Genomic DNA, 13449 nt, shown 5'->3' on the forward strand with positions numbered 1-13449 from the left:
GCACCCTCACGTTTCGTTTCGGGCTCGTGACGGAAATCGCCGATTCGGCCACGCTGTCGAATTCTCAACCAAGCTGCTTGTGTACAACGTACCTTCTGCCTGTACACTGTTCGGACAGACATGGCTTTTTATTTGTCGGCGGTCGGCGCACAGTGATCACTCATTATTCGACCCGAGAGAGGTGGGGGATGCTTCCATTCAATCGGACACTTCCAGCGCATTCGCCGACCGGCATCTAGAAAGCTCCCGGGGCCGCAAATGATCTCAGCCGGGCCGAACCCGACGACCGAGGTCCGGCACACACTGCCCCGCATACGGAGAAACTGACGAAAGCACCCCTCCCCCGGACGAAAGCGCAGAGTACATCGGCATGGACTACCAGTCAACCAGACTAATGGAACCCGACATTCCGCATGACGTGTGCGGAGCGGTCCTGTCCACCGACACCACAGCCCGGACGATCTGCGTGGCCACCCACGTACTGGCCGTCCAGAGCGAGCGCCGGGATGCGGAATCACTCGCGAAGGAACTACGCCGACACGGTTACCAGGCCACTTCGGTCGAGACCGGCGCCGAGTTGCTGAAGCACTTCCGGAAGGCCGATCTGCTCCTGGTGGATCTCGATCTTCCGGATATAGACGGCATGGAGCTGTGCCGCCTCATCCGTTCCTCCTGCAACATTCCCATCATCGTCACGGCCGCGAACGAATCGAAACTCGACCACATTCTCAGCCTGCGTGCCGGATCGGATGACTATGTGGCCAAACCGTACTGTCTGACCGAATTGACCGCCCGCATCGAGGCCGTCATGCGCCGGTCCCGGTATCAGCCGCCGGGCCCCGAGAAGTCCATTACCGTCGGCGCGCTGCACATCGATCTGCACGCCCGCGAGATTCGGCTCGGCGGAATGCCGGTGGAGGTGACCAGGAAGGAGTTCGATCTGCTGCATTTGCTCGCCTCGCAGCCGGACGGCGTCGTCTCCCGCCGGCAGATCATGGCCCACGTGTGGCACGACTCCCGGTCGAAGCCTGGGCGCACCATCGACACCCACGTCAGCAGTCTGCGGGGGAAGCTCGGGTCCAGCCACTGGATCACCACGGTGCGCGGGGTCGGCTTCCGCCTGGGAACGCCCCAGCAGCACGGTCGGCTGGAGCGGATCGCCGACTCCGCGTAGCGGAACCGGGCCGGGGGTCCGGCGCGCAGGGTCTTCCTGGCCGGACCCCCGACCTGGTCTCCGGTGCGGTGCGGCGGGCATCAGCCCCGGTGATCGGCGGTGAGCCTCTCCAGGACCGGCACGACCTCCCGCGGCGCCGGGACGGCCAGCAGGTCGTCGTGCAGACGGTCGGTCCCCCGCCGCAACCCGGGGTCGTGCAGCAGGCGCGCCATGCTCTCGCGCAGCGTGTCCGCCGAGACGTCCTCGCGTTCGATCATGAGTCCGGCGCCGCGCTCGTGGATGTAGGCGGCGAAGGCCAGCCGGTCCCCGCCCTCACCCGGGCCGGGGACCAGCTGCGGGACCCGGTGGGCGACGGCGCTCGCGAAAGTGCCGCCGCCCCCGTGATGGACGATCGCCGAGCAGGTGGGCAGCAGCAGTTCCAGTGGCACGTAGTCGAGCGCGGACACATTCGGCGGAACGGTGCCGACCGACCGCAGCTGTGACGCGTCCAGCGTGGCCACGAAGTCCGCATCGGTCTCCGCCGCCATCGCCAACAGGTCCCTGATGAGGGCCGCGCTGTCGACAGCCAGGAACTTCCTGGTGCTCAGGCCGAGGGTGAGGCACACCCTCGGCCTCTCCGGCCGGCGGCGCAACCACTCCGGGAAGACGTGCGCGCCGTCGTACGGCACCCGCCGCAGCGGGACGTACGGCAGGTCGAGCGGCAGCTGCAGCCCGGGAGGGACGAGGTCCACCGTCCACTGTCCCCGGATCAGCTCCTCGTCGAACACTTCGCCGACCCGTTCGAGTTCGGGACCCATCGCGGCGGCCATCAGGTCCTCCACGACGGGCCCGCCGGGGACGGAGTTCAGCTCGTGGAGCCGTTGCCTGGCCCAGGCCGTGTAGTCCAGGCCGTACTGGATCCGGGCGTGCGCGGCGCCGCAGGCGCGCGCCGCGACAGGCCCGGGAAAACTCAGCGGGTCCCACAGCACCAGGTCGGGACGCCAGGCCCGGGCGAACTCGACCAGGTCGTCGACCATCGGCCGGACGCCGTCCTCCTGCGGGCGGGTCGGGTAGTACAGCGAGAAGGCGGCCAGCTGGTAGTAGCGGAAGGCGTTGCGGAGGTTGAGGTCCTCCGGGTCGGTGCGCAACGAAGTGGTGATCGCCTCAAGCACCGGGTCCTCGGCCGCGGACCGCATGAGGGCCCCCAGGTCCTCGACCCGGCCCACCGGGACGGCGGTGAGGCCCGCCGCGTTGATCGGCTCGGCCATGTTGGGGTGGCTGGCCACGCACACCTCGTGACCGGCCGCCCGCAGGGCCCAGGCGAGCGGAACGACTGGCTGCAGATGGGCGGCAGCCGGCATGACGGTGAACAGGACGCGCATCAGGGTCTCCGATCTGCGGCCGTGCGAGCCCCACCGCGGACGGGCCGTCCGGCCGACCCGCGCGTGCCGGTGGCACACGGGGCCGGCCGGACGGCCGGTCAGGACGGTCAGGACGGTCAGGACGGTCAGGACGCACGGGAAGGACAGGAAGGACAGGAAGGACGGGAAGGACGGGAAGGACGGGAAGGACAGGGCGCTTCCGGAGCCGTCGCTCAGCCGCGCGGCGGCCGGCCCGGCCGGCGGACCAGTTCGGTCAGCTCGCCCACGACCTGGGCCGGGACGGGCATCTCCTCGATCTCGTCCGCCAGCACCCGGGTCGCCTTGGCGAAGCCCGGGTCCTCCAGCAGCCGCGCCAGTTCCGCGGCCAGCCGGTCGGTGTCGTTCTGGCTCTCCGCGTCCTCCAGCGTGATGCCGGCCCCGGTCGCGGCCACCCGGTCGCCCATCGCGAACATGTCGGCCAGTTGCGGAAGCACCAACTGGGGCACCCCGAAGGTGCAGGCGGTCAGCGTGGTGCCCGCGCCACCGTGGTGCACCACGGCCGCACAGCCGTCGAGCAGCAGGTGGAGCGGGACCGGGTCGACGACGCGCACGTTCGGCGCCACCGGGCCGAGCCGCTCCCGGAACGCCGCCTCCACCGTGGCCACCACCTCGACCTGCGGCAGGGCCTCGAACGCCCGGAGGATGGTCCGCATCAGCGGCACCCCGTTGAGCGCCAGCGTCTGGCTGCCCAGGCTGACCACGACGCGCGGACGGTCACCGCCCGGCGAGGCCCGCAGCCAGGGCGGCAGCGCCCCGTTGCCGTTGAACGGCACGAACCGCATCGGCCGTCCCGGGTCGGCACCCGGCCACTGCAGCGACGGCGGGCAGGGGTCGAGGAGCAGGTCCGGATCGGGCAGCTCGGGCAGCCCGAACCGCTCGGCCAGCGGCCTGGCCTTCGGCCGCACGTCCCGGCGGGCCGGCCCGGAGATCATGTCGACGCCCCAGCGCTGCTGGACCACCGGCACTCCGAGGATCCCGCCGACCAGCAGCGAGGCGTATTCCATCGGATCCGACACGATCAGGTCGGGCCGGTAGGACCGGGCGAAGTCGAGGAACTGCGCGACCGTGTACCGGGCGTGCACCATCCAGTGGTGGCCGTATCCGGCCACCGTCTCCGGGACCGGACGGGGCCTCACCTCCAGCGGGCGCCTGCCCTCGGGCACCCCCGCTATCAGCAGTTCATTGACGTGGTACCAGTCGCCGATGCCCACGGCGTTGAGCCCGCCCGCCGCGACCGCGCCCAGCACGTCGGGCTGGACGGCGGCCAGCACCTCGTTCCCGGCGGCCCGCAGGGCCCAGCCCAGCGGGACCAGCGGACTGAAGTGCGAAGACACCGGGGAGGACATCATCAGGACACGCACGGGCCTGCTCCAAGGTTTGGTGACAACGGACGACGGGACTCTCCCGGCGGGGCGCCGCCGGTGTGCGGGACGGCCACGGCACACTCATCCGGCCCGCCGGCGGATGTCGTCCAGCAGTTCGGCCTGGCGCAGCGTCGCCTCGTGCCCGACGGTGCCGGTGCGCACTGCGGCGACGAAGCCGGCCACCGCGGCGGCGACCTGGTCGAAGGGTTCCAGCCGGATGTCCTCGCGGCCTCCGTCACGGTGCAGGACGACCGCGGGCGGGAAGTCGGCAGGCGGGGTGTAGGCCCGGTCCACCGTGATCCGGCCCTCGCTGCCCCACAGCTCGTACCGCGACAGATAGCCGTGATCCATCCCGAAGGTCAGCTGCGCGACGACCCCTTCCGGAGAGGTCAGCAGCACGGCCCCCGACGTCTCCACCTCGCGGCCGCGGCCCCGGACCAGCCGGGCGCCGACCACCTCGATACCGGGACCGAGGAAGTGCAGGGCGGACCGGAGCGGATAGATCCCGACATCCGCCAGCGAGCCGCCGCCGAGCTCCGCCCGGTGACGGATGTCCGTGTCCGTCGGCGCCGGAATACCGAACTCCGCGCTCAGCGATCGGAGTTCGCCGATCGCACCGTCAGTCACCAGGCGCCGGACCGCCTCGTGCTGCGGGTGGTGGACGAACAGCACGTTCTCCACCAGTGCCAGCCCGCGCTGGCGAGCCAGCGCCAGGAGCCGTCCGGTCTGCGCCGCGTCCGCGCTCAGCGGCTTCTCCGCCAGCACGTGCTTGCCCGCGTCGAGCGCGGCCTCGACCCACTCCGCGTGCAGAGCCGCCGGCAGCGGCACGTAGACGGCGTCCACGTCGTCCCGCTCCAGCAGCGCCGCGTACCCCTGGACCGGGTCGCCGCCGAAGCGCCGCGCGACCGGCTCCGCCCGCTCCGGGCTGCGGCTGGCGATCGCGACGACCTCCAGGCCGGGACCGGCCGCGAAGGCGGGGAGCATCCGGCGCACGGCGAACGCCGAGCAACCGAGCACCCCGATCCGAACGTGGTCGCTCATCCCTGCCCCACCCCGACGGCGTTGAGGCACGCCAGCAGGGTGCGGCCCTGCACGTTGACGTAGTGACCGTGCTGGACCAGGGAGGTGAGCTGCGCCGGGGTGGCCCAGGCGTAGCCGGGCGGCGGGTCCTGCGGGGCGTCGGCCTCGTCAGCCTCCACGATCAGGTAGCGGCTCTCCGCGTCGAGGAAGCGCCCGCCCTCCTCCGAGTGCACGGCCTCGTACCGGACCCGGCCGCCGCGCGCCCGGAGCACCGTGTCGAGGAAGAGTGGCCGTTCCTCCGCCGTGAGGTGGGCGTAGTTGCCGGGTGTGTACTGAACGGTGGGCCCCAGCTCGATGGTGTCGACGAACCCTCCCTCGACCCGGGCGTGCACCAGGACGTGCGGCACACCGTCGAACTCCCGGAGGAGGAAGGCGGTGACGCCCCGGCCCACCGGTGCGAAGAGCGGCTGGGTCCACCCGCTGACCTCGCGGCTGCCGGCCCGGACGGACACCGCCACCACCTTGAAGTACCGGCCGTCCTCGTGCTCGACGGCATCCTCACCGCGCTTCCAGCTGGGTATTCCGGCGAGCGGGACGCGCTCCGCCCGCACGTCGTGCCTGGCGCGTTCGCCGGTGATCCAGGAACGCAGCTGGACGTCGCTGAGCAGCGCGCCCGCCGCACGGTCCGGATGCGGCAGGCAGGACAGCACGGTGCGCGAGTCCATGTTGACCACGTTGTCCCGGTGGAGCAGCTCGTTGATCTGGCCGAGCGTGAGCCAGCAGAAGTCGTCGTGCAGCGGCACGTCGCCAAGCGCCTCCACGACCATGTTGCGGTTGGACTTCCGGAAGAACCACGAGCCGTGTTCGGACTGCAGCACGTCGGCGACCACCCGGCCGCGCCGCCGGTCGACGAAGTACTCGATGTACCTCACGTCGCCGCCCCGGTGGACCTTGGTGTAGTTGCTGCGGGTCGCCTGGACCGTGGGTGACAGCTGGAGCAGGTTGGGGTTGCCCGGCTCCATCTTCGCCTGCATGAGGAAGTGCGGCACCCCGTCGAACTCCTTGACCAGGATGCCGAGGATGCCCACTTCGGGCTGTTTGATGACGGGCTGGTACCAGTCGGCGTGAGGCCCGTCCCCGTAGGGCGGCCCCTGCTCGGTGACATGCAGCCCCTCGACCGTGAAGAAGCGGCCGCTGTGGTGCGCGAGGTTGCCGGACACCGGGTCGAAGGACCAGCCGTCCAGCTCCGCGAACGGGATCCGGTCCACCCGGAACTCGTTGGCCCGGGCGCGCCCGGCCAGCCAGCCGGCGAAGTCCCGGGTGCGCAGCTGCACGCCGTCGGCGGCCGCCGCGGACCGGACGAGGCCGACCGGCACCAGGGCGTCGGCACGGGGCTGGAGCGTGCGGGTGAGGGACGGGGAAAGCATCAGAGGACCCCCTTGGTCACGTCTGCCGCGGCTTCGCGGCCGGGAACGACGGTTCGGGTGAAGTCGGCGAGGATCCGCCGGTGGTAGCCGGGCCCGAAGGACAGGCTCTCGACGTACGGCACCAGGGCCCGCAGCTTCTCGATGGAGATGACGTGCTGGCCGCCCGCCTCCTGGAACCGGTAGGCGGCCCGCAGTCCGAGCCCGGCGCGCAGCCGGTCGACGATCTCCGTCACCGGCATGGCGCACCCAGAGGCCACGTTGACCGTGCCGGACCGCAGGCCGAGACCGAGCAGCCGGTCGATGACGGCGACCACGTCCCTGACGTCGATGAGGTCGCGGGCGGCGCCCCGGTGAACGCGCACCTCGCCCTCGCGCAACTGCCGCACCAGCGACGGCAGCAGCTGGTGATCCGGCTGACCGGGCCCGACCAGGTGGCCGAGCCGAAGGATCAGGTGGTCGGCACCGGAGTCGCGAAGCAGCTCCTCCAGGCCCAGTTTGTGCGCTCCGTACGCGGTGCACGGCGTCACCGGGACGTCCTCCCGGCCCGGCCCCTCGGCGAGCCCGTACATCCCGGTGGCGGCGGTCGAGAAGAACAGCAGTCGCCGCCCGTCCGCCAGGCACTGCTTGGCGGTGTCCCGCAGCAGCGTCGCCTCCCGGGCGAAATCGGCCTCCGAGGTACCGCTCGCCCAGGAGACGCCCGCCGCGAGGGCCACCACGTCGGGGTGCCGGCCGGCCAGCGGCCGCAGGCTCCGTGCCAGGAATCCGTTTCCCACAATGTCCATGCGTCGTCCTCTCCGGAGGAGCGCGCGGCGCGTCAGCCGCGCGCCGCCACGAACTCCTTGACGGACGAGGTCACGTAGTCGAGCATCTCGTCGGTGAGGGCCGGGTAGACGCCGATCCAGAACGTCTGCTCGGTGATGATGTCGCTGTTGGTGAGGTCGCCGACGACCCGGTGCGGCTGGTCCACGTAGGCCGGGTGCCGGGTGAGGTTGCCGGCGAACAGCCGTCGGGTGCCGATCCTGCGGCCCTCCAGGAAGTCGCACAGCTCGGCGCGGCTGAACGGGGCGTCGGGCCGGACGGTGATCGCGAAGCCGAACCAGCTGGGCTCCGAGCGGGGGGTCGGCTCCGGGAGCAGCAGACCGGGAACCCCGTCCAGGCCCTCACGCAACCGCCGCCAGTTCCTCCGCCGGGCCTCGACGAAGTCGTCGAGCCTGGCGAGCTGGGTCAGCCCGAGGGCCGCCTGGATGTCGGTGGCCTTCAGGTTGTAACCGACGTGCGAGAAGATGTACTTGTGGTCGTACCCGGCGGGCAGGGTGCCCATCTGGTACTTGAAGCGCTTGAGGCACTTGTCGCTCTCGCCGGGCTCGCACCAGCAGTCCCGGCCCCAGTCGCGCAGCGACTCCACGATCCGGGCCAGGCCAAGGTCCGAGGTGAGCACGCAGCCGCCTTCGCCCATCGTCAGGTGGTGGGCGGGGTAGAAGCTCACCGTGGCCAGGTCGCCGAAGGTGCCGGTGAGCCGTCCGTCGTAGCCGGCACCCACCGCGTCGCAGTTGTCCTCGATGAGGAACAGCTCGTGTTCCACCGCGAGTTGGGCGATCTCCGCGACCTCGAAGGGGTTACCGAGGGCATGTGCGATGATGATCGCCCGGGTCTTGGGACCGATCGCCCGCGCCACCCGGTCGGCGGTCGTGTTGTACGTCCGCAGGTCCACGTCGACGAACACCGGGACGAGGCCGTTCTGCAGGATCGGGTTGACGGTGGTGGGGAATCCCGCCGCCACAGTGATCACCTCGTCGCCCGGCCTCAGCCGGCGGTCCGCCAGGACGGGCGAGGTGAGGGCCGACACCGCCAGCAGGTTCGCCGAGGAGCCGGAGTTGGTCAGATGGGCCTTGCGGCGCTTCAACCGACGGGCGAAGGCCAGCTCGAACTTGCGGGAGCTGGTCCCGGCGGCGATGCGCAGGTCCAGCGCGGCCTCCACCAGGGCCACCCGGTCGGTCTCGTCCAGCACCGCGCCGGAGGGCCAGATCTCGGTGGTGCCGGGGACGAACTCCCTCGGGACAGAGGTGTCCCGATGGTACTGGCGGACCTCGTCCAGGACCCGTTCCTTGCGGTCGGTCATGGTCGTACCCTTTCGTAGGCGGGTGTGTCGGTTTCCGTTCCCGGCGGTGCACCGGTCGGGGGGAGCACGGCGGCGAGCAGGTCCCGCAGCGAGCGGTCGAGGCTCCGCTCGGGACGCCAGCCGAGGAGGTCACGGGCCCGGGAGATGTCGAGCAGCAGCCGGGCCACGTCGGTGCGTGCGGTGCCGGGTGCCTCGTCCTCGACGACTGGGACGTCCAGCCCGCTGAGCTCGACCAGCCGGTCGATCAGCCCGCGGACCGGAACGGCCTCGCCCCGGCCCACGTTGATCACCCTGCCGGTGACCCGGGCTCCGGGCGCGGTCGCCGCGGCCACCACGGCCGCGGCGGCGTCGACCGCGTCCACCACGTCACGGGCGGCCCGCAGCGGGGGCAGCCGCAGTTCGGCCGCCCCGTCCCCGCGGGCGTCGGCACGGGCAGCCCTGGCGAGGTGTGCGGCCACCTGCCCGAACAGGCTGCCCGCCGGGACCCCGGCTCCGATCACATTGGCGAGGCGCAGTACCACCCCGTCGACACTGCGGTGCTCGGTGGCGTACAGGACCTCGTGCGAGCCGAGGAGCTTGCTGCGGCCGTAGGCGGTGACCGGCTCCGGCTCGTGCTCCTCGGTGGTGGCGCCGTCCGGCGCCCCGGCTCCGTACTCGTGGACGCTGCCGAGTTGCACCAGCCGGACCGGCGGCCCGGGCAACAGGGAGAGAGCGTCGACCAGCCGCTCGACCAGGACGGCGTTGCCGGCCGTCATCTCCGCCTCGTCGGCCTGCCAGGCCCGGCCCGCGGCGTTGACGACGACCTCGGCGCGGACCGACCGGATCACCTCGGCGATCTCCCGCGGCGCGGCGGCGAGCAGGTCGAAGCCGGCGATCTCGGGCGGTTCCGCCGGGACCGCGCCCGCAGGCCCCGCGGTTCCCCGGCGGGTGAGCAGGTGCACCTCCGCGCCCCGGGCCGCGAACGCCGCCCCGAGGTGCCGTCCCAGGAAGCCGCCGCCGAGGACGACCACCGGCAGTCCCTCCGGGCTCCTGGCCTCAGTTCCCGTCACGGCCCGCTCCGTGCTTCGTCGCCTTCCACCAGTCCGGGTTGTCGCGGTACCACGCGACGGTGTCCGCCAGGCCCTGCTCGAAGCCGGTCCGGGGTTCGTAACCCAGCTGCTCGCGGATCTTGGAGTCGTCGATGGAGTAGCGCAGGTCGTGCCCCTTGCGGTCGGCGACCCGGCGGACCATCTCCGGACCCGCGCCGGTGAGTTCCAGCAGCTTCTCGGTCAGGGCGCGGTTGGTGTGCTCGTTGCCGCCGCCGATGTTGTAGATCTCGCCCGCCCGGCCGCCGTCGAGCACGAGGTGGATGCCGCGGCAGTGGTCGTCCACGTGCAGCCACTCGCGGACGTTGCGGCCGTCACCGTAGAGCGGGACCTGCCGCCCTTCGATCAGGTTCGTGACGAACAGCGGAACGACCTTCTCCGGGTGCTGGTAAGGCCCGTAGTTGTTGGAGCAGCGAGTGATCGACACGTTCAGTCCGTGGGTGCGCCAGTAGGACCGTGCGACGAGGTCCGAGCCGGCCTTCGAGGCGGCGTAGGGGGAGTTGGGCAGCAGCGGCGACTCCTCGGTCCAGGAGCCCTCCGCAACGGAGCCGTACACCTCGTCCGTGGAGACGTGCACCACCCGTTCCACGCCGCCGTCCAGCGCGGCGTCGAGAAGGACCTGGGTGCCCAGGACGTTGGTCCGGAAGAACTCGCCGGCGCCCTCCAGGGAGCGGTCGACGTGCGACTCGGCGGCGAAGTGGACCACGGCGTCGTGGCCGGGGACGAGTTCGCGCAGCAGCGCCCGGTCGCCGATGTCGCCCCGGACGAACTGCAGCCGGGGGTGGTCGGCCGGCAGGTTGGCCCGGTTGCCCGCGTAGGTCAGCTTGTCCAGCGCGGTGACCCGGGCCTCCTCCCAGCCGGTGTACCGTCCGGCCAGCAGGCCGCGGACGAAGTGCGAACCGATGAAGCCGGCGGCGCCGGTGACCAGGATCCTCATGCCGCGACCTCCACCCGGGCGTGGTCCCCGACGACCAGGCGGTGGTGGTCCGCGCCGCGGCCGCTGGTGCCGACCATGGCGGACCGGCCGATGAGGGAACCCTTCAGGCCGTGGACTCCGGTGATCGACGCCCGGTCGAGGGCGATCGAGTCCGCCAACCCGCTGCCGACGACCACGCAGCCCCGCCCGACCGCGGTGTACGGCCCGATCTCGCTGTCCGCGACGACCGTGCCCGCACCGATGATCGCCGGTCCCTCGATCCGGGAGCGCAGCACCCGGGCGCCCTGCTCGACCCGGACGGCGCCCACCAGGACGCTGTCCGGATCGACCTCGCCGTCGTTCCGCGCGACCACGCCGTCCAGGAGGTGCCGGTTGCACGCCAGGACGTCCTCGACGTTCCCCGTGTCCTTCCAGTAGCCCTCGTACGCACTGGCGCGGACCTCCGCGCCGGAGGCGACCAGCCACTGGATCGCGTCGGTGATCTCCAGCTCCCCGCGGGCGCTGGGCCGGATGGCCGCCACCGCCTCGTGGACCGCCGGGGTGAAGAAGTACACCCCGATCAAGGCCAGGTCGCTGCGCGGCTCGCGGGGCTTCTCCACCAGCCGCAGCACCTCGCCGCCCGGGCCGAGTTCGGCGACGCCGAAGGCCCGGGGGTCCGCCACCTTCTGCACCACGACCTGGGCGGCAGGCCGGCTCGCCGTGAACTCCCGGGCGATGTCGACGACCCCGTCGGGCAGCACGTTGTCGCCGAGGTACATGACGAAGTCGTCGTCACCCAGGAAGTCCCGGGCGACGGAGACGGTGTGAGCCAGACCGAGCGGCGCGTCCTGGGGGAGGTAGGTGAGCCGGACCCCGTAGCGCGTGCCGTCGCCGAGCACCGCCTCGATCTCGCTCCTGCGGGTTCCGACGATCAGGCCCACCTCGGTCACCCCGGTGTCCCGCACGGAGCGGAGCACATGGCCGAGGACGGGTTCGTTGGCGATGGGGATGAGCTGTTTGGGCATCGAGTAGCTGAAGGGTCGCAGCCGGGTGCCGGATCCGCCTGCGAGTACCAGAGCCTTCATGGGAGGTCCTCTCGATTCGGTTGTTCAGGCCAGCTGTTCGAGCTCGGTGACCAGGGCCGCGGGGAGCGGCATGCGGGCGATCTCCTCGGCGAGCGCCCGGGCCCGTTCGCGGTACCGGCCGTCCTCCAGCAGGTCCCGGCAGGAGTCCGCGACGGCTTCCGGCACGTCCTCGCCCGGTAGCAGGGTGACGGCCGCACCGAAGTCGGCGACGCGCCCGGCCGGTCGCTCCAGGACGGCGCCCTTGGGAATGAGCAGTTGGGGCACGCCCGCGTTCAGCCCGGTGAGGGTGCTGACGCCGCCGGCGTGGTGGACGAGCACGTCGCAGGTGGGCGCCACGACGTCCAGCGGCACCCAGCCGGCCCGGATGTCCGGCAGGTCGGCCCGCAGCGCCTGTGCCACCGGCTCCGGCGCGGCGACGACCAGTTCGACGTCCCACCCGGCGATGTCCTTGGCGAGCCCGCGCAGAAAGTCGAAGTTCCGGTCGTAGCTGTCCTTGGCGACCCGGCTGCCGGAGGTGACCAGCACCCGGCGGCGCTCCCCGCGCCGGTACATCCACGGTTCCAGCGGGCGCTGCGCGTTGGCCGGCACGTAGCGCATCGGCAGGTGCGGCGGGCCGTCGGCGGGCCGCAGAGCCGGTGGACAGATGTCGATGAAGAGGTCCGGAGCGGGCAGCTCGGTCAGGCCGAACTCCGCGAGCTCGGGCCGGAGTTCGGTGTCGGCGCCGGGGTGGATGCGGTCCGCCTCGACGGCGTCCCAGGCCTGCCGCACGTGCGGGACGCCCAGGTGCAGAGCGAGCAGCGGGGCGACGTAGCACATGGTCCCGCCGACCAGGAGGTCCGGCCGCCACTCCCGGCAGAACTCCAGCATCCGGGGCAGCGAGGCGGCCGCCATCCTGGCGAACCACCGACCGGTGAACCTGGCCGCCTCGGAGCCGTCGGCGGGGATCTCCTCGGGGTTGCCGTCGCGGTCGGTGGTGATGAAGTGCCGGATCGGCAGCTCGGTGGTGGCGATGCCGGCCAGTCCGGCGGAGGTGACCACGGACGCCATGTCCGCGGTGGCGGCCATGACCACCTGGTGCCCGGCGTTGCGGGCGGCGGTGGCCAGCGGGGCCAGGGCGAACACCGTCGCCGGGCTGCCGGCGGCAACGAAAAGGATTCTCACGGTCTCTCGGCCTCTCTCTGGCGATCCGTACGGGAGGTGCGGGAGGTGGGACGAGGGCTGTTCGGGCCGGACGGTCCCGGATCAACGTTCCTGGTACTTCGGGAGGATGCCGTCGGCCAGCGCCTGCGCCAGGCTCTGGGCCGTCGCGTCCTTGACCGACATCAGTGGTTCCTGCGGGCAGTTCCACGGCAGGGCGAGATCGGGGTCCAGCGGGTCGATGTCGATCTGGGTGCCGGGCACGTAGGTGCTGGAGACCGCGTAGCCGACGCACATGTCGTCGGTGAGGGCGAGGAACGCGTGCCCGACCCCTTCCGGAATGTAGACGGCCCGCGCGGAGCCAGCGTCGAGCTCGTTCACCCGGTGCCGGCCGAAGGTCGGGGAGCCGATCCGCAGGTCCACCACGATGTCGCGGAGCGCGCCCCGGACACAGGTGACGTACTTGGCCTGGCCGGGCGGGATGGTGACGCTGTGAATGCCGCGCAGCGTGTGGCGCTTCGACACCGAGTAGTTGATCTGGCGCGGCTGGAAGGGCACACCCGTCGCGCTCTCCAGCCGGTCGCAGCGCAGCGACTCGTAGAACGCGCCCCGCTGGTCCGGCAGCTGTTCAGGGGTGATCAGGAAGGTCCCGGGGATGTCCAGCTCCTCGATGCGCATGCTCGGTCCGCCTCTCTGTTGGTTGGCTGCCGTCCGGTCTGGTC

General features: G+C 71.6%; 12 protein-coding genes. 1 reads left to right on the forward strand and 11 read right to left on the reverse strand.

Going from position 1 to position 13449, the window contains the following annotated elements; all coding sequences use genetic code 11:
- The first annotated feature begins 370 nt into the window (after positions 1–370).
- The gene (locus tag ACFCX4_RS08040; protein WP_376139780.1) at positions 371–1174 is read left to right on the forward strand and encodes a response regulator transcription factor; all 804 of its coding nucleotides are present in this window, start codon (positions 371–373) and stop codon (positions 1172–1174) included.
- A gap of 80 nt (positions 1175–1254) precedes the next feature.
- Here the strand turns inward: ACFCX4_RS08040 and ACFCX4_RS08045 are convergent, their stop codons facing one another.
- The 11 genes from ACFCX4_RS08045 to ACFCX4_RS08095 form a co-directional block, all read right to left on the reverse strand.
- The gene (locus tag ACFCX4_RS08045) at positions 1255–2535 is read right to left on the reverse strand and encodes an activator-dependent family glycosyltransferase (protein ID WP_376139781.1); all 1281 of its coding nucleotides are present in this window, start codon (positions 2533–2535) and stop codon (positions 1255–1257) included.
- A gap of 212 nt (positions 2536–2747) precedes the next feature.
- Positions 2748–3908 (reverse strand): nucleotide disphospho-sugar-binding domain-containing protein, encoded by a 1161-nt coding sequence (locus ACFCX4_RS08050; protein ID WP_376139782.1) that lies wholly within the window; start codon positions 3906–3908, stop codon positions 2748–2750.
- A gap of 111 nt (positions 3909–4019) precedes the next feature.
- Entirely contained in the window at positions 4020–4979 is a 960-nt protein-coding gene (locus ACFCX4_RS08055) for a Gfo/Idh/MocA family protein (protein WP_376139783.1), read from the reverse strand.
- On the reverse strand, positions 4976–6385 hold the full coding sequence (locus ACFCX4_RS08060) for an NDP-hexose 2,3-dehydratase family protein (RefSeq protein ID WP_376139784.1): 1410 nt from the start codon (positions 6383–6385) through the stop codon (positions 4976–4978). Before ACFCX4_RS08060 ends, ACFCX4_RS08055 begins: the two co-directional genes overlap by 4 nt.
- Positions 6385–7167 (reverse strand): NAD-dependent epimerase/dehydratase family protein, encoded by a 783-nt coding sequence (locus ACFCX4_RS08065; RefSeq protein WP_376139785.1) that lies wholly within the window; start codon positions 7165–7167, stop codon positions 6385–6387. Before ACFCX4_RS08065 ends, ACFCX4_RS08060 begins: the two co-directional genes overlap by 1 nt.
- Positions 7168–7199: 32 nt before the next feature.
- The gene (gene rfbH, locus ACFCX4_RS08070; protein ID WP_376139786.1) at positions 7200–8504 is read right to left on the reverse strand and encodes a lipopolysaccharide biosynthesis protein RfbH; all 1305 of its coding nucleotides are present in this window, start codon (positions 8502–8504) and stop codon (positions 7200–7202) included.
- The gene (locus ACFCX4_RS08075; RefSeq protein ID WP_376139787.1) at positions 8501–9553 is read right to left on the reverse strand and encodes an NAD-dependent epimerase/dehydratase family protein; all 1053 of its coding nucleotides are present in this window, start codon (positions 9551–9553) and stop codon (positions 8501–8503) included. The genes rfbH and ACFCX4_RS08075 overlap by 4 nt, the downstream gene beginning before the upstream one ends.
- Entirely contained in the window at positions 9540–10526 is a 987-nt protein-coding gene (gene rfbB / locus ACFCX4_RS08080) for a dTDP-glucose 4,6-dehydratase (RefSeq protein WP_376139788.1), read from the reverse strand. Before rfbB ends, ACFCX4_RS08075 begins: the two co-directional genes overlap by 14 nt.
- Positions 10523–11590: a glucose-1-phosphate thymidylyltransferase gene (locus tag ACFCX4_RS08085; protein WP_376139789.1), complete on the reverse strand. Its 1068-nt coding sequence runs from the start codon at positions 11588–11590 to the stop codon at positions 10523–10525. The genes rfbB and ACFCX4_RS08085 overlap by 4 nt, the downstream gene beginning before the upstream one ends.
- Before the next feature lie 24 nt (positions 11591–11614).
- A complete protein-coding gene (locus ACFCX4_RS08090; RefSeq protein ID WP_376139790.1) occupies positions 11615–12751 on the reverse strand; it encodes a nucleotide disphospho-sugar-binding domain-containing protein in 1137 nt (378 codons plus the stop codon).
- A gap of 81 nt (positions 12752–12832) precedes the next feature.
- Positions 12833–13405: a dTDP-4-dehydrorhamnose 3,5-epimerase family protein gene (locus ACFCX4_RS08095; protein ID WP_376139791.1), complete on the reverse strand. Its 573-nt coding sequence runs from the start codon at positions 13403–13405 to the stop codon at positions 12833–12835.
- Between the last annotated feature and the right edge of the window lie 44 nt (positions 13406–13449).

The organism is Kitasatospora sp. NPDC056327, assembly GCF_042261735.1.
Taxonomy (GTDB): Bacteria; Actinomycetota; Actinomycetes; order Streptomycetales; family Streptomycetaceae; genus Kitasatospora.

Excerpts from the sequence above, each read along its gene's own strand:
- ACFCX4_RS08040 (WP_376139780.1), top strand. The coding sequence starts at position 371 with ATGGACTACCAGTCAACCAGACTAATGGAACCCGACATTCCGCATGAC.
- ACFCX4_RS08045 (WP_376139781.1), bottom strand. The coding sequence starts at position 2,535 with ATGCGCGTCCTGTTCACCGTCATGCCGGCTGCCGCCCATCTGCAGCCA.
- ACFCX4_RS08055 (WP_376139783.1), bottom strand. The coding sequence starts at position 4,979 with ATGAGCGACCACGTTCGGATCGGGGTGCTCGGTTGCTCGGCGTTCGCC.
- ACFCX4_RS08060 (WP_376139784.1), bottom strand. The coding sequence starts at position 6,385 with ATGCTTTCCCCGTCCCTCACCCGCACGCTCCAGCCCCGTGCCGACGCC.
- ACFCX4_RS08065 (WP_376139785.1), bottom strand. The coding sequence starts at position 7,167 with ATGGACATTGTGGGAAACGGATTCCTGGCACGGAGCCTGCGGCCGCTG.
- rfbH (WP_376139786.1), bottom strand. The coding sequence starts at position 8,504 with ATGACCGACCGCAAGGAACGGGTCCTGGACGAGGTCCGCCAGTACCAT.
- rfbB (WP_376139788.1), bottom strand. The coding sequence starts at position 10,526 with ATGAGGATCCTGGTCACCGGCGCCGCCGGCTTCATCGGTTCGCACTTC.
- ACFCX4_RS08085 (WP_376139789.1), bottom strand. The coding sequence starts at position 11,590 with ATGAAGGCTCTGGTACTCGCAGGCGGATCCGGCACCCGGCTGCGACCC.
- ACFCX4_RS08095 (WP_376139791.1), bottom strand. The coding sequence starts at position 13,405 with ATGCGCATCGAGGAGCTGGACATCCCCGGGACCTTCCTGATCACCCCT.